The 21,705-nt window shown below is 36.6% G+C and carries 19 protein-coding genes, 1 tRNA gene and 1 rRNA gene; 4 read left to right on the forward strand and 17 right to left on the reverse strand.

The genetic code is table 11. The features are described 5' to 3' along the window. Position 1 precedes the first annotated feature (1 nt). The 6 genes from J4G36_RS17285 to J4G36_RS17310 form a co-directional block, all read right to left on the reverse strand. A complete protein-coding gene (locus J4G36_RS17285) occupies positions 2 to 496 on the reverse strand; it encodes a restriction endonuclease subunit S (protein ID WP_210471669.1) in 495 nt (164 codons plus the stop codon). A 212-nt stretch (positions 497 to 708) separates the two neighbouring features. Further along, complete coding sequence (locus tag J4G36_RS17290) at positions 709 to 3,459, reverse strand: type I restriction endonuclease subunit R (RefSeq protein ID WP_210471670.1); 2,751 nt, start codon at positions 3,457 to 3,459, stop codon at positions 709 to 711. 23 nt (positions 3,460 to 3,482) lie between these two features. Beyond that, complete coding sequence (locus tag J4G36_RS17295) at positions 3,483 to 5,111, reverse strand: DUF6119 family protein (RefSeq protein WP_210471671.1); 1,629 nt, start codon at positions 5,109 to 5,111, stop codon at positions 3,483 to 3,485. A 522-nt stretch (positions 5,112 to 5,633) separates the two neighbouring features. After that, a complete protein-coding gene (locus J4G36_RS17300; RefSeq protein ID WP_210471672.1) occupies positions 5,634 to 6,620 on the reverse strand; it encodes a DUF3800 domain-containing protein in 987 nt (328 codons plus the stop codon). A 364-nt stretch (positions 6,621 to 6,984) separates the two neighbouring features. Next, entirely contained in the window at positions 6,985 to 8,625 is a 1,641-nt protein-coding gene (locus J4G36_RS17305) for a DUF927 domain-containing protein (protein ID WP_210471673.1), read from the reverse strand. Between the two features lie 135 nt (positions 8,626 to 8,760). Further along, the gene (locus J4G36_RS17310; RefSeq protein WP_210471674.1) at positions 8,761 to 9,063 is read right to left on the reverse strand and encodes a MerR family transcriptional regulator; all 303 of its coding nucleotides are present in this window, start codon (positions 9,061 to 9,063) and stop codon (positions 8,761 to 8,763) included. Positions 9,064 to 9,209: 146 nt separating this feature from the next. On the opposite strand from J4G36_RS17310, the gene J4G36_RS17315 reads away from it, so the two are divergent. Together J4G36_RS17315 and J4G36_RS17320 are read left to right on the forward strand one after the other, a co-directional pair. Further along, positions 9,210 to 10,112: a helix-turn-helix domain-containing protein gene (locus tag J4G36_RS17315; protein ID WP_256439619.1), complete on the forward strand. Its 903-nt coding sequence runs from the start codon at positions 9,210 to 9,212 to the stop codon at positions 10,110 to 10,112. A gap of 22 nt (positions 10,113 to 10,134) precedes the next feature. Beyond that, positions 10,135 to 11,295: a tyrosine-type recombinase/integrase gene (locus tag J4G36_RS17320; RefSeq protein ID WP_210471676.1), complete on the forward strand. Its 1,161-nt coding sequence runs from the start codon at positions 10,135 to 10,137 to the stop codon at positions 11,293 to 11,295. Positions 11,296 to 11,400: 105 nt separating this feature from the next. Here J4G36_RS17320 and groL read toward each other — a convergent pair whose 3' ends face one another. Together groL and groES are read right to left on the reverse strand one after the other, a co-directional pair. Further along, entirely contained in the window at positions 11,401 to 13,038 is a 1,638-nt protein-coding gene (gene groL / locus J4G36_RS17325; protein WP_210471677.1) for a chaperonin GroEL, read from the reverse strand. 57 nt (positions 13,039 to 13,095) lie between these two features. Further along, on the reverse strand, positions 13,096 to 13,380 hold the full coding sequence (gene groES / locus J4G36_RS17330; protein ID WP_172373519.1) for a co-chaperone GroES: 285 nt from the start codon (positions 13,378 to 13,380) through the stop codon (positions 13,096 to 13,098). Positions 13,381 to 13,564: 184 nt separating this feature from the next. On the opposite strand from groES, the gene J4G36_RS17335 reads away from it, so the two are divergent. Beyond that, positions 13,565 to 14,302: a CPBP family intramembrane glutamic endopeptidase gene (locus tag J4G36_RS17335; protein WP_246880700.1), complete on the forward strand. Its 738-nt coding sequence runs from the start codon at positions 13,565 to 13,567 to the stop codon at positions 14,300 to 14,302. A 37-nt stretch (positions 14,303 to 14,339) separates the two neighbouring features. On the opposite strand, the gene tatC is transcribed toward J4G36_RS17335, so the two are convergent. From tatC to J4G36_RS17350, 3 genes are all read right to left on the reverse strand, one after another. Then, positions 14,340 to 15,113, reverse strand: coding sequence for a twin-arginine translocase subunit TatC (gene tatC, locus J4G36_RS17340; RefSeq protein ID WP_210471678.1), 774 nt, complete (start codon positions 15,111 to 15,113; stop codon positions 14,340 to 14,342). A gap of 16 nt (positions 15,114 to 15,129) precedes the next feature. After that, positions 15,130 to 15,321 (reverse strand): twin-arginine translocase TatA/TatE family subunit, encoded by a 192-nt coding sequence (locus tag J4G36_RS17345; protein WP_210471679.1) that lies wholly within the window; start codon positions 15,319 to 15,321, stop codon positions 15,130 to 15,132. 102 nt (positions 15,322 to 15,423) lie between these two features. Then, positions 15,424 to 16,074, reverse strand: coding sequence for a redox-sensing transcriptional repressor Rex (locus J4G36_RS17350; RefSeq protein ID WP_210471680.1), 651 nt, complete (start codon positions 16,072 to 16,074; stop codon positions 15,424 to 15,426). Positions 16,075 to 16,198: 124 nt separating this feature from the next. On the opposite strand from J4G36_RS17350, the gene J4G36_RS17355 reads away from it, so the two are divergent. Continuing rightward, positions 16,199 to 18,127, forward strand: a complete 1,929-nt coding sequence (locus J4G36_RS17355; RefSeq protein ID WP_210471681.1) for an ABC-F family ATP-binding cassette domain-containing protein — start codon at positions 16,199 to 16,201, stop codon at positions 18,125 to 18,127. Positions 18,128 to 18,485: 358 nt separating this feature from the next. On the opposite strand, the gene tsaD is transcribed toward J4G36_RS17355, so the two are convergent. The 6 genes from tsaD to rrf all read right to left on the reverse strand — a co-directional run bounded on the left by tsaD (position 18,486) and on the right by rrf (position 21,573). Further along, positions 18,486 to 19,508, reverse strand: a complete 1,023-nt coding sequence (gene tsaD, locus J4G36_RS17360; protein WP_210471682.1) for a tRNA (adenosine(37)-N6)-threonylcarbamoyltransferase complex transferase subunit TsaD — start codon at positions 19,506 to 19,508, stop codon at positions 18,486 to 18,488. Further along, positions 19,508 to 19,963 carry a ribosomal protein S18-alanine N-acetyltransferase gene (gene rimI, locus J4G36_RS17365; RefSeq protein ID WP_210471683.1) on the reverse strand — a complete coding sequence of 152 codons (456 nt, stop codon included), beginning with the start codon at positions 19,961 to 19,963 and terminating at the stop codon, positions 19,508 to 19,510. Before rimI ends, tsaD begins: the two co-directional genes overlap by 1 nt. Then, the gene (gene tsaB / locus J4G36_RS17370) at positions 19,950 to 20,660 is read right to left on the reverse strand and encodes a tRNA (adenosine(37)-N6)-threonylcarbamoyltransferase complex dimerization subunit type 1 TsaB (protein ID WP_210471684.1); all 711 of its coding nucleotides are present in this window, start codon (positions 20,658 to 20,660) and stop codon (positions 19,950 to 19,952) included. Before tsaB ends, rimI begins: the two co-directional genes overlap by 14 nt. Beyond that, a complete protein-coding gene (gene tsaE / locus J4G36_RS17375) occupies positions 20,657 to 21,109 on the reverse strand; it encodes a tRNA (adenosine(37)-N6)-threonylcarbamoyltransferase complex ATPase subunit type 1 TsaE (protein WP_210471685.1) in 453 nt (150 codons plus the stop codon). Before tsaE ends, tsaB begins: the two co-directional genes overlap by 4 nt. Positions 21,110 to 21,264: 155 nt before the next feature. Next, positions 21,265 to 21,337: transfer RNA gene (locus tag J4G36_RS17380), tRNA-Asp, on the reverse strand. A gap of 120 nt (positions 21,338 to 21,457) precedes the next feature. Next, positions 21,458 to 21,573: ribosomal RNA gene (gene rrf, locus J4G36_RS17385) — 5S ribosomal RNA — on the reverse strand. Between the last annotated feature and the right edge of the window lie 132 nt (positions 21,574 to 21,705).

The raw sequence follows: 21,705 nt of genomic DNA on the forward strand, positions 1-21,705 counted from the left end.
TTCATTCCTCCAATTGATTAAGTATTGTTTGCTTAATTAGCATTCTTTCCAAAAACATTTTTTCTTTCGCTAAAATATTCTTTTTTCGTTGTAATTGAGATATTCTACCTATTTTCCTTTGTTTTTCGAGTAAAGGCAAATCAACTTCTAACTCACGAAGGTTTGCAATGGACAATGTAGAAATAACAGCGCCTTGTGTGTTTCTGGCAATTTGTTTCCGTATCATTGGATGTTCATTGAAGTACCACTCAAAAAATTGAGCATCAACGGTACTGTTGAATTCAATCACAACAAAGTTTGACGGTATTAGTAGTGACTCGTGCTTTTTTGGCATTGCTAGCGCTGTTTGAGTTAAAAGGTGCACTAACACAACATTTTCTTTTGTGAAATGCAACTTATTCTTATGCTGTTTCTCAATAAACACTGTTTTAACCCGCTTAGCGTCTAATCGATATGGTATATTCAGCGATTCATTAAATTCTTGTAAGGTAAACAATTCACACTCAATCGCATTTTCATCACTTTTATTTGTTTCGAATCTTCCATAACTTACACCTATAGTCAGCGAAGCAACATCTTTTAGTTTAATCCCCCCCTCCTCCTTTCAAGATTCATTCTAAATGTTATTTTTAAAAATAGCAACATTTATTCATGTTGTTTTTAAATAAGAAAAAGACGGTGTGTATTTTGTATACACACCGTCTTTTATCAAACAGAATAACGCTCTGTATTCTCTTGAATAAATGAAATAATATTATGCGCCATTTGACTTTTCACGAGTAAACTGACTTGTAAAGAATCACTTATCTTCGTTTGATCAATGATGTTGCTGTATTCGTACTCCTCGATGTATTCCTTTAAATCACTACTTGGAAGGCCCATACCAGTTGCAAATTGATTGATTTCTTCTTCTCTCGCTTGTTCCTCGTACTTATTGTAAGCATCATCAATCGAGTCTTCATTTGTAAGCCCAGGTACAACCTTTTGTAAGAATCCTTTAATCAAATCTACTTTCAATCGCAACTCCGGGCTATCCGCACGCTCTATTTCTTCTTCAATAAACCGAATTTTTTCTTTCAGTTCCTCCTCGTTATCCAAATCAATATCCCGAATTAAATTCATAATGTAGCTAACATTAATCCGATCCGTATGCATAAGTTCAAGCTCGAAGTCTACATCTTGTAAAATAGATATTTTTTCCACCGCTCGTTTAACATTATCCGCTATTTTCAAATATTTACTTTTGTAATCTTCATACGTTTGACTATCTATTTCAAGTATTTCAGGATCAAATTCAAATTCTGTAAAAGTTTGAAGTCGGACAAGCATCCTAGTTAATTGTTTAAATGCATCTACAAACTGCTTTTGGTCTTCTTCGCGTACTAATGCATCAACTTCCACGGGAGAAGCTGCCATCTCTTTTACTTGTCGTAATGCGGTTAAAAACATTCCTAGATACTCATTATAACTTTTCATTAAAACATCATCGACAGAATCCGTTTGAGAAAACAGACGAATCGCCTCATCTGTTTCATCTTTTAAATTACGATAACAGATAATATTTCCATAAGGCTTTGTCGCTTTTTCAACTCGGTTTGTTCGACTGTATGCTTGTAACAAGTCGTGATGTTTTAAAAATTTATCGACATAAAGTGTATTAAGCGTTTTACTATCAAATCCAGTTAAGAACATTTTTACAACGATTAAAATATCAATCTGCGCTGTTTTTACACGTTTGGAGACATCGGAAAAGTAACTATCATATGTGTCCGTAGAATAATTCGTTTTAAATAGTTCATTGTAATCTTTAATCATTCTTTCTAAGCTATCTCTCGAATGCTCATCTTTTCCTTCACTATCTTCATTTGCCCCATACGAGAAAATTCCAGCTACTTTTAAATTATGATTATGTTTCTCAAATAAATCATAATACTTAATGAGCATAGGTATCGATTCTACAGTGAAAATTGCAGTATACCCTTTATTTCTAGCTCTACGTTCATGGTGTTCCAAAATGTTTTGTGTTACAAGTTGCATGCGGTCTTCATGCATCCAAACTTCATCTGTATCAATTCCCTGAACCTGCGTTGGATCAGTTTCATCAACAGAAGAGTGCACGGTTTTATTGTATTCTACTGAAAATCCTAATACGTTACCATCTCGAATTGCTTCCTTGATCAAATACGTATGTAAGCATTTGTCAAAAAGATCGGCGGTTGTTCGACCATCTTGACTTTTATTTTCTATAAAACGTGGTGTCCCTGTAAAACCAAAGTATTGTGCATTCTGGAAATGTTTTGCAATCATTGTACGCATCTTTCCGAATTGACTTCGATGACACTCATCAATAACAAAAATGACACGTTCATCTCGGTACTGATCCATAATTTTAGCATATCTAGGATTCTTAACTGCATTTGCCATCTTTTGTATCGTCGTTACTATAATCGGATTCATAATGTCTTGAATCTGTTCAACAAGAACGTCAGTCTTATCTGTCGTATCCACTGAACCTTTTTGAAACTTGTTAAACTCCGCAATCGTCTGACCATCTAAATCTTTCCTGTCTATAAGAAACAACACTTTTTTAATATGTGGTTCATTCGCCAAGATTTGACTCGCTTTAAATGATGTAAGTGTCTTTCCCGAACCTGTTGTATGCCATATATATCCATTGTTTTTCGTTTCTAATGCCCGATTTACTAGTGCCTCTACTGCATAGACTTGATAAGGTCTCATAACCATCAACAGCTTATCCGTTTCATTTAATACCATATATCGTGCAATCATTTTGGCAACATGACATTTTTCTAGAAAATCAGTTGTGAATTCATTTAAGTTTGTGATAATCTGATTCTTTTCATCTGACCAGAAGAATGTATGTCCAAAGAGTATTTCACCATCTGAGTTTGAAAAATATTTTGTATCCACGCCATTACTAATTACGAATATTTGAAGGTATCGATATAACCCTTTATATGAATGCCTTCGGTATCTTTGAATTTGATTAAAGGCCTCTTTAAAATCTAAGCCTCTTCTTTTCAATTCAATTTGGACGAGAGGCAAACCATTGATCAATAATGTTACATCATACCGATTCATATAAGTCCCAACAACTGTAGTTTGTGTCGTAACTTGAAACAAGTTCTTACACCATTCACGTGTATTGAAAAGCTCTATATAAAGCTCTGTTCCATCTTCTCTTTCGATAATTTGTTTATCCCGAAGAATTTTAGCTGAGTCGAATATACTTTTTCCATCAACTAATGTCAATAAACGATTAAATTCAACGTCAGTTAGTGGTTTTCCATCTAATTTCTTTTCATTAAATCGATTGACTTGTTTACGAAAATTTTCAACAAGTGCATCATAGTCATTAATCTTAACACTTTCATATCCTTGTAGAATAAGTTGCTCAATCATCTTTTTTTCTAATTGTGCTTCCGATTGATATGACAATGGGATTCCTCCTTTTTTAATAACTAACTTCGATAATTTATATATATCACTGGATTGTACCCAAGCACTCTAACTTCTTTTTTCCAAATATCCAACTTATTCTTTAGCATTAACATGTCCAATTCATTTATTGTCGGTTTTCCATTTTCTAAACCCAACTTGGTCTTCCTTTCCAAAATAAACCAAACAGCCACGTTTTTTATCACAGGCATACCTTCCAATGAATTATGTTTATACAATCGTAAAGAGCTAATTGATTGATCCACAGCATAACAAAGCTTGGAGGATGCGTTGCCAATCTTTACAGCATACATAGTTTGATCTTTGTACAAATCCATAAGTTCTACTTTGGATTGACCGACCCTTTCTTCTTCCCTATCGTAATTTGTAAAACCATCCTTCTGTTCTCTTATAGTGTTAAAAACACGTTCCGCATAATACTTCTGTTTCAATTTCTTCAAAACATCTCGTTCTTCCATTTCCTCATACTTTAAATCGTCGCCTTCTTCTAGGTATTTAACACCTATAAAATCATCATGTATCCCTACTGTAAAATCATAATCTGGGTTATATATTACATCTATTTCCGCTATAGAATCCTCCAAGTATTCCTGATAATCATCGTTGAAGTGATACCAATCTCCCTTCGAAAGAATGCACCTTCGTTCATCGTTGACGTAGTCAATTAGATTGCGTATTTTATCAGTTCGGACTGGGGCGCCGTTGTAATAACTCACCACTTTTATATCCAATAAAACCCCATGCATTTCTAATTCATTCTTTTTTGTAAACTTATCTATCTCTTCTTGGCTCAATATTGAAATTTCTTCAGACTTTCCCTTGTATCCAATAGTAAAGGTTGTATCATTATTGTTAAATATTTCCGTTGCTCCTATTATATCGATTTCAGAAATATTTATAGATGCTGTTCCTTGCTGTATTTCCTCTTCTAACTCTTTATCCAATACTTCCAACAGCTCTTTATCTGAAATTTTACTAAAAACCGGAATTTTGTAAATATCTTCGCCTGCCAATATCTCAATAATATGTATGATTAACTTACAAATACTTTGTATGCTATTCTCTTTAAGCGTAAATTTCAAAGAGTTACCGACTTCAATCAACTCACTATACAAATCAAAATCTGTTGGTTGGCTTACTTTCGCCTTCAGCTTCGTAAATGATTCCCCACTATCAAATTCTAGGCTACTATAATCTATATAAGTGTTAATAGTCTTATTTCTTTGGGAATTCGGTGACGTTAAAGCTGTTGTTCTTATTTCTTTATAATTCATTTTTCTTGCGAAAGAAAAGGCGAAATTACGATCGCAGTATTTATCGACTAGAAAGTAAGAATGTCCAAATGTTAAAGCATACATTTCATCCTCATATTCAACCACTACTACAGCTCTTGGTTGAACTTTGGTTTGTAAAATATCATCTTCAAAAACCGATAGAATCCATTCCCAAGAAACATTTTTGTTATCATTTTCACCAGATCTATACAGTGTAAACACAATATCACTTTCAAGACCTTCAACTTCTTCTTGAGCAATAACACGGTTTCGACTTAAAGTTAATTTTTCGGTCATATTATCTTTGAATGCCCTATGTCTATCTTCATCTATTTTATATATATTAACTTTCGCCAATGGTTTCCCTCCTATCTTCCTAGCAAATTAAAACTTACTTACTTTTTATGTTCAGTTTCCTGAATTGTATAAAACAATATGCCTATTACAATGATACCAGTGAAAACAATCAGTCACAAGATAGTGACATATTCGTCTTGAATCAATTTGAAAAGAAATGCATGTATACCACGAAAAACTTGTAATTTTGTAATTCCCACCTATAAACACTGTCACACCAACAAAAAAAAGGATTACAAGTTGTCATTTGGCTTGTAATCCCGCTACATTTTATTTGTCATTTTTTCTAGTAACATCTTTTTTGTAATTGGTTTTGTAATTGCTCAGACCTTTGGTGATATTAGCTTTATCGGAGGTCAATTACAAGATTACAAAAATACACGTTCATACCCAATTAGTTTAAAATCTGTTTCTAGAAAAATTTAAGTCCTGTTCTTCCAATAACTTTTTTCTACTTGCACCACACGAATAGATTGTCCTTTATGCGTGATTGATAAATAATCAACCGATTTACCGTTATTCTTAAACAGTAGGCTCCTCAAAAATTGTATGATAAGTATCTAAAATATCCTGGTTTCTCTTTTCGCCTTTTATTTGCCTCTGATAACCAAATAAAAGTTGCAACATATTACTAGAGTACCCTAGTTTTTCACGAAGGTTTTTCATGCCAATCCCTGGATTATTAGAAGTTATAGTTATAATTTTGCTCATCTCTTGAATATCAAATTTAGATTTAGACATCATAAATTCAGATAGATACTCACTCATGGGCACTTTTTCAATTGAATTGATTTCACTTTCATCCCATTTAAATATATTGACTTGTTTTTGAAACTTTTCAAGATTACTTTCTTCAATCAGAAAGCGATAAATAAGATCACTTTTAACAATATCTTTCTTACTAATACCCAAATACGATTTTTCAATTAGGTATACAATGATTCCCAGTAGCATATCGATCATCTGTATAGCATAGGACTCTTCGGACTTTTTAGACTTAACCGTATTTACTTGATAATTTAATTGCCTGTACAACGAATGGGCATTCATTTGCTCTTTAATTTTAGAGTATACCCGCATGCCCCCATACTCTGGACTGTGATCGAGGTAAATATCAACCATATTATGATCAAAGTCCTGTTCCCTAGTTAGCCCATAAAATAGCCTTTCAGGTATTTTCACGTAAAAAAGTTTCCTTAAATCTTTGGTTGCAAGATTTCTTTCTGCCGCCATATGTAGTGCTCGTTTGTTATTTACTATAAAAATATTGACTTGCAGGTCTAAGTTAATAAAAAAATGAAGGAAACAAAATGCCGCATTAAGATTTCGATCATTTTTATATTCAGTAAAGTGAAACTCACTTTTTTTACCGAATCGTTCGAATACTTTTTCTACACCTATATTCAATTGTCTTGTTTTTTCTGTGTCACAACCAAATGCGCCGTAATAAGAATACTTTTTTTCATTATCTAATTTATTGGATTCATCGAAGAAAATCGAATATCTCATGATTACCCCTTAGTTGACTATTTATTTTTTCACCTGTATAATTCAGTGTATAAATAGCATACTATAATGCATATCCTCATTCACCTTTTTGAGCGGGGATGAAGAGCAGATTATCTCGTCAGTCACCTTATTGATTGACGAGATTTCTTATGTTCAAAATCTGTTTCTTGATGAATATACATTGCTCATTCTACTAGCACTATACTTTTCCAATACAATCTTCAATTCAGAATAAAAGTGATTTCAAATTTCTAGTAACATCTTTTTTGTAATCGGTTTTGTAATTGCTCAGACCCTTGGAAATATCAGTTTTATCGAAGGTGAATTACAAAATTACAAAATTACTTGTTTATACCTAATGTGTTTAAAATCTGTTTCTAGAAAAATTAAAACCCTGTTCTTTTAAGAACTTTTGATTTACTTGCACCACACGGAAAGATTGTCCTTTATGTGTGATTGATAAATAATCAACCAATTTACCGTTATTCTTTTGATGCACTGTAAATTGCTGATTTTTCCATGATTCTCTTATTTGTCTTGCATCCACCTGTAACTTCCTTTTTAAGTAGTCAATTGTTAGGAACAATCCATTAGCGTTCGCGATGGCGTGTATTCCATTTGAAGGCTCGAATTCACCGTATATGTGGTTTCGGTTTGCATCTAATTCTTCTAGTACTTCTGTCAGAGCATTTTTAGCGCGATCGACGTGGCTGTTTTCAGAACAAATCACTAAAAATAGTTCTGCAAAATCTTCTACTGGAATTGCCATACCTTCCTCTTTAAACAATTCATTCAATACTTCTGCAATAAAGGCAATGAATGCATAGTGTAATGCGACTCTACGCATGACATCATTGTTAGTAGTAGATGATTGATATAACGTAGTTAATTCCTTAAAACGACCGTCAAAGTGCTTAGAGCGCTGTTTCCACCGATTTAAAAATTCCAATCCAATACTTCCATAAAACTTTTCCACATTTTGATTCAAGAAAGAAAAGTAGTCGGCATTTTTATTTACAAACTTAAAATTGGTCATTGGAATAACACGGGCTGCGCTTCCTTGTGAATTTGTATACTCTAGAATATTGTTTTCTCCTGTTGTAATGAACACAGACTGCCAACTACTTGTTCCTCTGCTTCCATCTAGGCTTCCCCTCATCTTACCTGTGCCATTGCCAAACATGTAAATCATCTGTTGCAACGCCTTTGGATCGTGTGCTGTGTTCGTATCGTCTAGAATTAAAGGATAGGCATTTAAAAAGGCAGCCATACGCTCAATTGCTATTTTTGTCGTTAGCATTGAACTTATATATTCGCTTGGCTTCCCCCAAACGCTTGCACACGCCTTCTGAACACTAGACTTTCCACTTGAGGATACGCCCGAAATATCTACAAGTATCGGAGTTAGATCATGTTGCTTGAACAGTACAGAAGCAAACGATGACACTACTGGGAATAAAGCCTTCGGATTATCGTATAGTGGCGCTAAGACATTATTTATCCATTCTTGCACGCTACCTTTACACCTAATAGCATTTAATCGCTGTAATTCCCCTGCATCTGGGGGTACGATACGAAACTTTGATTCCATTAACGGATGAATGAAATGACTCCCTACGTAACCAAGGTGACTGACAACAAGTGAACGATTTATTCTGTTTTTTTCTAGAAACAGATCAAAATACTCAATAAGATAACGTGCATTGCGATCATTGCTACTCAACCCTTTATTCGCTAACATTATTACCTCTCGCTTTGTTGCTAATGCGGTAGCAAGTACGACTTCGTCATAAACCTTACCACCACTAAACCATTTCAATTCATACTGTACATTGTTCTTTTCAACATCATCAAAACACTTTGTAATATATGGAACTTGTCTACTTATAAACTGTTCTTCATCGTTTTTAGCATCTACTCTATACAATTTATTATTTTTAGTGAAAAAAGGGCTTGGAATACCAAACCCTTTCACTTCTTCAAGAAACGTTTCGTAAACAGTCATTCAAAACACTCTCCTTGAATCGGAGTGATTGCGAATGTCGTCAAATTATTATAGAATAAAGGCAGATAAAGCATTACTCGCCCTTTTAACTCATTGCAGTGAGTTAAAGGGCTTTTCTTTTGTTCAAACATCTTCTCATCCCTTTCTCTGGTACTTCAAAATGTCTTTCCCATTATATTTCAACTCTTCGTAATACTTTTCCATATACTTTTGGACTTCCTTTTTATTAAACAACCACTTTGTCCCAACTCTTAAACTAGGAAACTCATCATCGTATAAAAACGAGTCTACTATTGTATTCCAAGACATATTTAAGTAGCCGCATAGTTGTTTTGAATTCATAAAGAATACCTCTGATTCGAGTTCTTTCAATTTCTCCTCTACTTTTTGTAGATAAAGATCCTTTAACTGCTTTTGATCAATCTCAAGGACTATCATTTTTTTCTCCTCCTCATTTTTTGGTTTCACACTTGCAACCATGGTTGCAATTAAACTATATTACACACCTCGATAGATTGCAAACATTTTACTTTTGGTTGCAACCAACGTATAATAAAGTAAAATAAGATGAAAAGGTGAAGAATATGTCCGCACATAATAATTTCGGCGAAGAAATCAAAACAATACGACTATATAATCAAATGACAATCCGTGAGGTTGCTAAATTATCTGGCATATCCCACTCCTATCTTTCACAAATCGAAAATAACCGAAGAGATGTTCCTAGCCCTGAAATCATAAAAAAGATTGCTATTGGCTTGGACGCAGACTATTACTACCTTTTAAATATCGCAGGATACAATAATAAACCATATAACACCCTAAATTATTTAAATGAACAAGTTAAAGCAGCTTCTGATGAATTTAAAAAGCAATTTATGATGAAGCATGATTCACATGTAAAAAAGTTAATAGAGGGAAGGGAAAAATTAAGTGAAAAGAATGGGCTTAAGCTTCCTTCACCTGAGATTGATATACGGTTTCCTAATTGTTTTTTCACCAATGCTACAGCAAGTGACTACTTAAAATTATTGCGGATAAATAAAGGAATCTCTGGTGAAGAAATGGCTGAAATGCTAAATGTAGAAGTTGATGTATTTGAAGATTTAGAAGAGAATATAACATATAATTCGCCTATTATGAATCAATACAGTAAGCCTATCGGAAGTGCATTAGGCGTCGGCGATTTTAAAGATTGGTTACTCTTTGTTTTTACAGAAACACCGAATCAAACCTTTGTTGATTCGTTTGACTCTAATAATGTCTTAACAGAAATCAAAGTCACTGTTCCTTATATCGACAAGAAGTATGATAAAGAAGGAAACGTGTATTTCCAAAAATATACAGAAGAACAATTACACCAAAATCTTAGAAGATTAGAGAACATTTTATCAGATGGTCGATTACTTACTTATTATGATAGAATCCTTACTACAAATGATAAGAAACGGATTTTGCAAATGGTGGATATATTATTGGATAAATAAAATTTGAAGGGAGGTGAATACAATGGCATCTTTTCATCAACGTGGTAAAGTCTGGGCTTATTCAGTTCATAATAAAGATTATCTAGTCAACCAGCTGAAAAAGAAAATCACAAAGTCGGGTTTTAGAACCAAAAAGGAGGCACAGCTTGCGGCGAATAAAATTGAGACAGCCCTTGCAGAAGGAACCCTGCTTAAAGAATCAAACATCACATTTGAAACTTTTGCAAACGAATGGGTGAAGTATTATGCTACACAAGTTAAAATCAGTAGTGTTAGGGCTCGTAGTATTGCAATGAAACACCTTATTTCTGCGTGGGGACATATTCCTCTTAAACAGATTACAAAGCATATGTATCAATCCCATATCAACGAACTGAATAAGAAATATAGCCACAACTATATCGATAGTATCCATACTACTGGAAATATGATTTTTAAACATGCAATCCGTCAAGATTTGATACATGCAAACCCTACTGTTGGTTTTGTAATGCCGAAAAAACAAGTAACCGTTGAAGATATTGAAGATGAAGACATTCAAAAGAAGTTTCTCGAGTTAGATGAACTAGAAACCTTTTTAACCATCACTAAAGAATATGGTCTAGATATGGATTTTTTGTCTTTTACAACTTTGGCATATACAGGTATGCGTTTAGGCGAAATGATTGCATTGAAATGGTCTGATTTGGATTTCAGTAAAAAAACGATTAGAATCACTAAGACTTACTACAACCCAAGTAATAAAAAGACAAGTTATGAACTTTTGACACCAAAAACAAAAAAGTCGGTCCGTACAATCAAGATTGACAATAGACTCATAGCTTTATTCAAAGCACATAGACGTGAGCAAATGGAGTTAAAAATGAAACAACGTTTGGTCTATGACGATCAGAATTTCATTTTTGCGGAAAGCACTGGTCAACCAAGGGTCTTAAAGCAGGTAGCTTTGCGTTTGCAACGATTGATGAAACGAATGGATACAGATAAACACATTACGGCGCATGGTTTTAGACATACGCATACTTCACTTCTTATCGAAGCCGGAGCAGGCGTAAAAGAAATCCAAGAGCGATTAGGTCATGGCGATGTCAACACAACCATGAACATTTACGCTCACATGACCAAAAATGTTGAAGAAGAGACCTCCCATAAGTTCAGTGAACTCACGAAAGGTCTCTTATAAAAAATCATTTTAAATTAGTTTGGATTATCGAAAGTTAGCAAAAAGTTAGCACTTCATGAATAACCATCTCTCAAACCCCTACATATCAAGGGTTATAGGAGGTTATTACATCATGCCGCCCATTCCACCCATGCCGCCCATATCTGGCATTCCGCCGCCAGCATTTTCTTGTGGAATGTTTGCAACTACTGCTTCAGTTGTTAGGAACATTGCTGCAACAGATGCTGCGTTTTGAAGTGCGTAACGTGTAACCTTAGTTGGGTCAACGATACCTGCATCCATCATGTTTACCCAGTTGCCTTCTGCCGCGTCGAAACCGATACCGATTTCTTCACGCTTCAGACGATCAACAACGATTGACCCTTCAAGGCCTGCGTTGTTAGCGATTTGGCGAACTGGTTCTTCTAGTGCGCGAAGAACAATCTTAACGCCAGTTGCGACGTCGCCTTCAGTCGTTTCAGTTAGTTCTTCTACTTTCTTGTAAACGTTAACGAGTGCAGTTCCCCCACCAGAAACGATTCCTTCTTCAACAGCTGCACGTGTTGAGTTTAATGCGTCTTCAATACGAAGTTTACGCTCTTTCAACTCAGTTTCAGTCGCTGCGCCAACTTTGATGACTGCAACACCGCCAGAAAGTTTCGCTAGGCGCTCTTGTAGTTTTTCTTTATCGAACTCAGAAGTTGTTTCTTCAAGTTGCGTACGGATTTGATTGACACGGCCTGAGATTTGATCTGCATCTCCAGCACCTTCTACAATTGTCGTGTGATCTTTCGTAACAACAACTTTTGAAGCTGTTCCAAGTTGTGTGATTTGTGTTTCTTTCAGGTCAAGTCCAAGATCTTCTGTAATCAGTTCGCCGCCTGTAAGAATAGCGATGTCTTCAAGCATTGCTTTACGACGATCACCAAATCCTGGTGCTTTAACTGCTACTGCGTTAAACGTACCGCGAAGTTTGTTTACAACAAGTGTTGCAAGTGCTTCCCCTTCAACGTCTTCCGCAATCATTAGAAGTGGCTTACCTTGTTGAACAACTTGCTCAAGAACAGGTAAGATCTCCTGGATATTTGTAATCTTTTTATCTGTGATTAAAATATATGGGTTGTCAAGAACTGCTTCCATTTTATCCGTATCTGTTGCCATATATGCTGAAGCATAGCCACGGTCAAACTGCATGCCTTCTACAACGTCAAGTTCAGTTGTAAATCCTTTTGATTCTTCGATTGTAATAACGCCGTCGTTTCCAACGCGCTCCATTGCATCCGCAATTAGCTTACCAACTTCTTCATCACCTGAAGAAATAGCAGCAACTTGTGCGATGGACTCTTTCTCTTCGATTGGTTTTGAAATAACTGTTAACTGTCCAACAGCTTCTTTAACCGCTAGCTCGATTCCTTTACGGATTCCAACTGGATTTGCACCAGCTGTTACGTTTTTAAGACCTTCGCTAATCATTGCTTGCGCAAGAACTGTTGCAGTTGTCGTTCCGTCACCAGCGATTTCGTTTGTTTTTGAAGCAACTTCAGCTACGAGTTTTGCACCCATATCTTCAAATTTGTCTTCAAGTTCGATTTCACGAGCAATCGTTACACCATCATTTGTAATAAGTGGTGAACCGAATGCTTTCTCAAGAACGACGTTACGTCCTTTTGGTCCTAGTGTTACTTTAACCGTATCTGCAAGCTTATCTACCCCACGTTGCATTGCACTACGAGCATCTTCATTAAATTTAATTTCTTTAGCCATTTATAATTTCCCTCCTGAATTTACGCATGTTTGTACAGTATTAATTTCTTCCTTGAATTAACCGATAACAGCTAAAACGTCGCTTTCACGCAGGATTAAATATTCATTACCTTCATGTTTAACTTCAGTTCCGGAGTATTTTGAGAAGATAATCTTGTCGCCTTCTTTTACTTCTAAGTCGACACGTTGGCCATTTTCTAAAACGCGCCCTGTTCCAGCAGCAATTACTTTACCTTCTTGCGGTTTTTCTTTCGCAGAATCTGGCACAATAATGCCGCTCGCCGTTTTTTCTTCCGCTTCTACTAATTCGATTACGATACGGTCACCTAATGGTTTCAACAAGTAAAACAACCTCCCAAAGATTATAATTTCTTTTTAGCACTCATCTTCAAGGAGTGCTAACACAATTCTAATCATAATAAACATCTGACTATTTTGCAAGTAAAGTACTCAACATTCTTCTCTTTGCTAATGTGGTTTAAAACAGCTAAAATAACAGCAGTTGGAATTTTAGGAGATGAACATTTTGAAAAACTGGAAAATTTATTTATACCTGATCTTCACGTATGTCATTATGCAAATCGGCAGTGTGTTTTTAGTAAAGCCGATTTTTCAATACTTTAAAGGTAATCCAAGCCTAACCGCCCAAGAAGCTGAATATCACGGAATCGCATGGTCACTTTTCACCGCTAATACACTAGCCGCGATCATTTTCCTTCTATTAATATTCACAAGAAAAAAGTTCTTTCATGTATTTAAGGGAAAACCTGCTTCAGTGGGAAGCACGATTTTATGGGGTATCCTTGGCTTTTTCCTGGCACTCTTCGGACAAATGGCAGCGGCATTTATCGAACAACTAATCGGCATTGAGCCGGGTTCAGAAAACACAGCCTTTCTATCTGAAATCGCCAAGGTGTCTCCCATTATCATCATTTGCATCGTGTTCTTCGCACCGCTGTTAGAGGAAATTATTTTCAGAAGAGTAATCTTCGGAGGTCTTTATCAAAAAACCAATTTCATCATTGCCGCATTAATCAGCGGACTCATATTCGCAGCAGTACATGGTGAATTACAACATCTGCTCATTTACTTGGCACCAGGACTTGTTTTCTCTTTCGTTTACTATAAAACAAAAAGATTAATCACACCGATGATTTCACATTTATTAATGAACGGCCTCGTCGTCACGATTCAGCTAAATTACGAGAAACTTGAGCAACTACAAAATATGCATCAGTCATTCATTTCATTCCTATTAGGATGAAAAAAGTCTTCCACCGATAATTCGGATGGAAGACTTTTTATTGTTCAGGATTTTGATTTTGAAGTTCTTCGATTTGTCGCTGTTGTTCTGCTTTTAAATACTTTCGATAACCAAAGCGGGAAACAATAATACTTAGCTCATAAAGTATAAACAAAGGAACGGTCACAAACAAATGCGAGAACAAATCAGGCGGTGTAATAAACGCAGCGATGATAAATAAAACAAGGAAAGCATATTTTCGTACTTTTACAAGAATATTCGGTTGTATAATACCAAGCCTTGTTAAAAATAACGTTAATATTGGCAACTGAAATATTAAACCAAAAGGAATCGTAATTTGAAATAAAAAATTGAAATACTCATTTATACCAATTGTTTGAACAATCCCAAGATCATTCGACAATTTCATCATAAATTTTATAATGTACGGAAATAGTACAAAATAAGAAAATGATATACCGCCTAGAAATAATATAAAGCCAAAAGGGATATAACTTAAAGTCACTTTACGTTCTGTCTCATGGAGACCCGGACTTACAAAAGACCACAGTTGATAAAGTAAAACCGGCGATATAATAATAACGGCTATCAGAACAATCATTTTCAAATAAATGATAAACGGATCAGTTACATTAAACGCGTTCAATGAAATACTTTTTGCTTCTTCACTATATTGAAGATAATTGATAAGCGGTTTGGCTAGTAAGAAACCACCCGCTGTTCCAACAATAAAGAAAACGACGACAACCATCAGCCGTTTTCTCAATTCATCTATATGTTCAATTATCGATAATTCTTTTTCATTCCCCATCGGACATTCACCTTACTTACTTGTCATCAACTTTATTGTCGATTTTGTTTTTGTCGTCATTTTCATCATCGACAAGACCTTTTGTAGCGTTTTTAAATTCACGCAATGAAGAACCGAACGCTTTCCCAATTTCGGGTAATTTCTTCGGCCCAAATATAAGCAATGCAACGACTGCAATTAGGATAAGACTTGGAATACCTGCACCCATGATGACACCTCCTCATTAGCGAGGGATTGATCAATAGACATTCAATCCTTCTGGCTGTATATAGTTTACACGAAAACCACCCTCATTGCCATAATGGAGCGGTTACAATTGTGAATCTTTCACGTCACTTTTCATGAAATAAATTAGCGTCTGTAATTCTACAGATAAATCGATTGTATGGACGCGTACGGCTTCCGGGGCTGCAAGACGTACTGGAGTGAAGTTTAAAATCCCTTTAATTCCATAGCGAACGAGTTCGTCCGTGACATCTTGTGCAACACTTGACGGCAATGTCAGAATAACAAGTTCGATTCCCTGCTCTTTCAGCTTCTCTTCAGCAACTCGCGGATGATAAATAGGAATACCGCTTATCATCTTCCCCTCAACCGAAGCATTCGTATCAAAAGCCATTACGATTCGCGTATTATGGTTTTTATGAAAATTATATTTTAAGAATGCACTGCCCAAACTTCCGACTCCGAATAGTGCAACATCAGTTTCTTCGTCTTGATCGAGAATCGTTCGAAAAAAACCGACTAAATAGTCGACGTCATAACCATATCCTTTTCGACCGAGCGCACCGAAATAAGAGAAATCTCTCCGTATTGTTGCAGCATCGATTTTCATTGCTTCGCTTAATTCGCTAGATGAGACTCGCTTTTTGTTAGCGTTTGCAAAATTTTGAAGAAATCTATAATAAAGAGGCAATCGTTTAGACGTTGCCTGTGGAATCTTAGGCATTTCCTCTGCCATTTTTATCCCTCCCACACGTACTTAAAGCCTATTCTATCGTATCTTAATTGTTGTTTAATGTAAAGCTGACCATTGCGCACACCGCCTTGTTCTATTAGACTAGAGTAGAATGAGGTGTATTATAATGATTGTTTTACAAGTCAATGCATTAACTAAATCATTTTCAGGAACGACCATATTAGATAACGTTCAATTAGAAGTGCATCAACGCGACCGTGTTGCACTTGTCGGACGAAACGGCGCGGGAAAATCGACCTTATTAAAAATTATTGCGGGTGAAATGACTGCGGATTCAGGTGATTTAATCATCCCGAAAAACATCCAAATCGGATATCTTGAACAACATTCAGGTATCGATTCTTCATTAACGGTTTGGGATGAAATGATGACCGTTTTCGAACCACTAAGAGCTATGGAAAGACGGATCCGTTCCCTTGAAGAACAAATGGCAGATCCGGAAATCTTTTCAAATAGCATTGAATTCGAACGGGTTTCGACTGAATACGATGAATTACAAACTGAATTCAGTAATTCCAAAGGTTATCAATATGAAGCAGACACGCGGTCGGTGCTTCACGGCATGAGGTTTTATCCAGAGGATTATACAAAACAGGTAAACCTTTTATCCGGTGGCCAAAAGACGAGACTTGCACTTGCTAAAATGCTCCTAAGCAGTCCAGATTTGTTGATTTTGGATGAACCGACAAACCATCTCGATATTGAAACGCTTAGTTGGTTAGAAAAATACCTGGTTAATTACGAAGGGGCATTGTTAATTGTCTCTCATGACCGTTATTTCCTTGATGAAATTGTTACGATTGTTTATGAAGTTTCGAGAAATAAAGTAGCAAAATATCTTGGAAACTATAGTGCCTATCTTACCGAAAAAGCGAAAAACTATGAACGTGATGTAAAGATGTATGAAAGAGAAGTAAGTGAACGTGCAAATCTTGAAGATTTTATCCAACGAAATATTGCACGTGCTTCGACTTCGAAAATGGCACAAAGCCGCCGTAAAATGTTGGAACGAACGAATTGGATGGACTCCCCAGACGGTGATGAAAAATCAGCCAACTTTACTTTTTCCGTCGAGCGTCCAAGCGGGAACGATGTCCTTGCTGTGGATAATTTAGCGATCGGTTATGATAAGGGGCCAATTTCGGAAGATCTTAACCTCCGTGTGTATAAAGGCGATCGAATTGCGTTAATCGGCCCGAATGGCGTCGGCAAATCGACTTTACTGAAGACAATCGTTAAAAAACAAACTGAACTTGCTGGTGAAATTAGATACGGGACAAATGTTCAATTTGGCTATTATGACCAAGAACAGGCCACTCTAGTCGGTACTGATTCCGTCTTGGAAGAACTATGGAGCGAATGGCCAATGATGAATGAGAAAGATATCCGAGGTGTCCTTGGTCGCTTTCTTTTCACGGGTGATGACGCTGGAAAACCCGTGACGTCATTGTCTGGCGGTGAAAAAGCAAGGCTTTCCCTAGCGAAATTAATGCTTCAAAAATCGAACACGCTCATATTGGACGAGCCAACGAACCACTTGGATTTGGATAGTAAAGAAATTCTCGAAAATGCATTGGATGATTTTCCTGGTACGATTATCTTCGTATCACATGATCGGTATTTCATTAACCGCTTAGCGACAAAAGTCATCGATATCCATTCCCAAGGTGCCGTTGAATATTTGGGCGACTATGATTATTACGTGGAAAAGAAACTAGAGCAAGAAGAACTTCTTGCCGAAAAGGAAAGAGCTATTTTAGTAAACAACCCACCAGTTGCAAATAAACAAGAAGACGATCGTGAAAAAAAGCGACAAGAACGCAGATTAACACGGTCAATTAATGAAATCGAGAATGAACTTTCGGCTCTTGATGATAGCATTGCCGATTTTCAAGAGCAACTATCAACCCCAGATTACGCGGATGATCATATAAAACTGATGGAAATTCAAAATAATATCGACATCTTGCAAGCTGAACATGATGCGAAAGCCGAAAACTGGCTCACTTTACAAGAACAACTAGAACATCTATAAACAGAAAATAAAATCAAATAAATAGTCATCTTCATTCAAAATTAGAGGATGGCTATTTGTTTTCCTAAAATAACATGTGAATGAATCAAATTAAGTTATTAACTTTTCCACAATCTTACCCACAGTATAAACACCTCCAAAACAACTATGCCATGCACTTCCCCACACTTTCCACAAGTTTATAGTTTTATTATACACAAACTTATCCCTCCATATTTGTGATTAAATTAACAACTAAATTAGTTATCAACAAGTTGTGCACAATCTGTTCATAAGTACGAATGTTCCTATTGACAAACGTGAAAAAGCAAAAATAAAAACGTGGAAATTGTCTGAATTAGACACTCTCCACGTTCTGTTATTTATTCCACGAAACAAGTTCCATTCCAGGTCTTCCATTCATCGACAATGTACCTCGCACTCCGCTGCTAAACATTGAAGATCCTGCTGCTGCTATCATTGCTGCATTATCAGTACAAAATGATATAGGCGGAACGTAAAAAGGTATATTGAGTTCCTTAAACATCGCTTCAAGGGATGTACGCAGCTCTTTATTCGCAGCAACACCCCCCGCAGCTATAACTTGCTCAACATTAAATTCTTTGGCAGCACGAACTGTTTTTGTAGTTAACACATCAACAACACTCGCTTGAAACCCTGCTGCTACATGTTGGGGATTTATATGTTCTCCCCGTTGTTCCAAATTATGTTTATAGTTAATCACTGATGACTTAAGACCGCTAAAACTAAAATCGTATGATTCAGGTTCAAGCCATGCTCTTGGAAATTCAATTTCTTCTTCGCTTTCCAAAGCTAAACGGTCAATTTCGGGTCCTCCCGGATATGGAAGTCCGAGTACACGGGCAACTTTATCATAGGCTTCTCCAGCTGCGTCGTCGCGCGTCTCTCCTATCAATTCAAAGGAACCATGTTCTTTCATAAGAACAAGCTCAGTGTGACCGCCTGAAACGATGAGGGCAAGCAAAGGAAACTCCATCGGTTGTATAAGTTGGTTAGCATAAATATGCCCTGCAATATGATGTACACCAACAATTGGCAGTTGATTTGCGAATGCAAATGCCTTTGCTGCATTAATTCCAATCAGTAAAGCCCCAACTAGGCCCGGTCCTTCAGTTACCGCTACTGCATCTAGATCCTTTGGTTGCATATCCGCAATATGGAGCGCTTCTTCAATAACCAATGTAATCTGCTCTACATGATGTCTAGAAGCAATTTCAGGAACAACGCCGCCAAATCGTTTTTGACTATTAATTTGAGATGCAACTACATTCGAAACAATTTCTGTTCCATTTTTAACAATTGAGGCTGCAGTCTCATCACAACTCGTTTCAATTCCCAATATATACTGATCTTTTTTCACTATAATTCCACCCACATGACGAGAGCATCTTCGCCGTCGTCGCTATAATAGTTTTTACGTATGCCGCCTTCTTTGAAGCCGAGCTTTCGATATAAGTTTTGCGCAGTATGGTTGCTAACGCGTACTTCTAACGTCATTAACTTAACTTCCATTTCTCTGCAAAGAGCAATCGCCTCTCGCATTAAGCCTTCACCGATTTTATACCCTCTAAATCGTTTCAAAACAGCAACATTTGTAATATGACACTCATCTAAAACAATCCACATTCCACAATGACCAATGACCACATCGTTTTTCAAAGCAACGATATAATGCGCATAATTATTACCAGTCATCTCATGTTCGAAAATTTCCTGTGTCCACGGAACTGTGAACGATTCCTCTTCAATAGAAACAACTGACGGAATATCGCCCTGCACCATTTCACGGTAAGTAATTTCTTTAACCACGTTCATTTTCCTTCCCCTTCGCTTTCAACCAATTTGCTTCCGCTTCAGCAATTCGGCGATATTCGGGAACGAAATTATGAATATCCTCTTTTTCTCCAAACTGCTGTGCCGTATAGATCAGAGAAGAAGCACGCGGTAGATTGAACTGAAGTGGAGCAAACACTGCTTGTTCTTCCAGCTCGTCAATCAATTGTTCTTTATGCAATGACATATCTTTTCCAATAAACAAAACTGGATATTTGAAAGACTTCAGTTTTATAATTAACTCTGTAAGAGAAAAATGTCCATCTTCAATAACTGTGGTTAATTTTCCATTTTCAAATCGATAAACACCAGCATACACATTATTTCTCCGTGCATCTACAATTGGGCAAAGATAGCCATCAAAATAGAGCGTATTCGCCGCTAACGCTTTTAAACTAGATACTCCTACTAGCGGTATATTAAGCGTCCATGCAAGGGTTTTAGCAATCGTCACGCCTATGCGTACACCTGTATAAGAACCCGGCCCCTCTGATACCGCGATTGCATGAATATCTGACGGTGCAATATTCGCTCTCTTGAAGATTTCATCAATTGCCGGCATCGCTCGAAGTGAGTGATTGATTGCCATTGAAGAGTTTTCCTCAATCAGTATTTCACCATCTTTAACAATAGCAATTGAAAGCGGCGTATTTGCTGTATCTATTCCAAGCCAAATCATAAGCTTAACTCCTCACAAATTTTTTCATAATGTTCGCCTTGTGGCTTAACAGTAATTTCACGTTTTGTATTTCCTGCATGAACGATTTCAATTTCAAGACGATTCTTAGGTAAGTCTTCCTCGATTAAATGAGCCCATTCGATAATGGTCACCGCATCCCCGTAAAACAATTCTTCCCAACCAAGATCTTCATCGCTTCCGGCGAGCCGATAGACATCCAAATGATTGAAGGGAAAATTACCTTCATATTGTTTTAAAATCGTAAATGTCGGACTGCTCACAGTCCGAGTAATTCCGATTGCTTTTGCGAATGCCTGTGTAAAAGCTGTTTTTCCCGCTCCCAAATCACCTTCTAAAGTTATGACATCAGGAGGAGATAATAGTAAAGCAAGATTTCTGGCAAGCTGTTCAGTTTCTTTAAGGGAATGAACGATAAATTGTTTTTTCATTTTTTATTTCCTTTCGAGTAATCCACTGCGCTTATATTCTTTAATTGTATAGAAAATAGTTTCCATCGGAAAGCGTTCACGCTTGTAAAAAACAAAAACAAAAAACCGACTTCGGAATAAATCCCGTAATCGGTTCTAAGTTTTTAATTAATTGACGGTCCCGACGGGAATCGAACCCGCGATCTCCTGCGTGACAGGCAGGCATGTTAACCGCTACACCACGGGACCTTAATATGTATAGGAAGGGAATAAACCCTATCCCTTTTTCATTTCAATAAATCGAGGTTTCTTGATTGCATTTATTAGATATTTGATCAATCATTACCTGTTAACGAAATGATAAAATGTGCCTGGCAACGTCCTACTCTTGCAGGGGGAAGCCCCCAACTACCATTGGCGCTGAAGAGCTTAACTTCCGTGTTCGGTATGGGAACGGGTGTGACCTCTTCGCTATCGCCGCCAGACTACTTGAGCTTGTTCGCTCAAAACCGGATAAAACGAATAATTGTTTCACAAATCAGGGTCAATCAAACCCTTTTAACTTGAATAGGTTAAGTCCTCGATCAATTAGTATCCGTCAGCTACGTACGTCGCCG

Origin of the sequence: Sporosarcina sp. 6E9 (genome assembly GCF_017921835.1) — a bacterium.
GTDB lineage: Bacteria > Bacillota > Bacilli > Bacillales_A > Planococcaceae > Sporosarcina.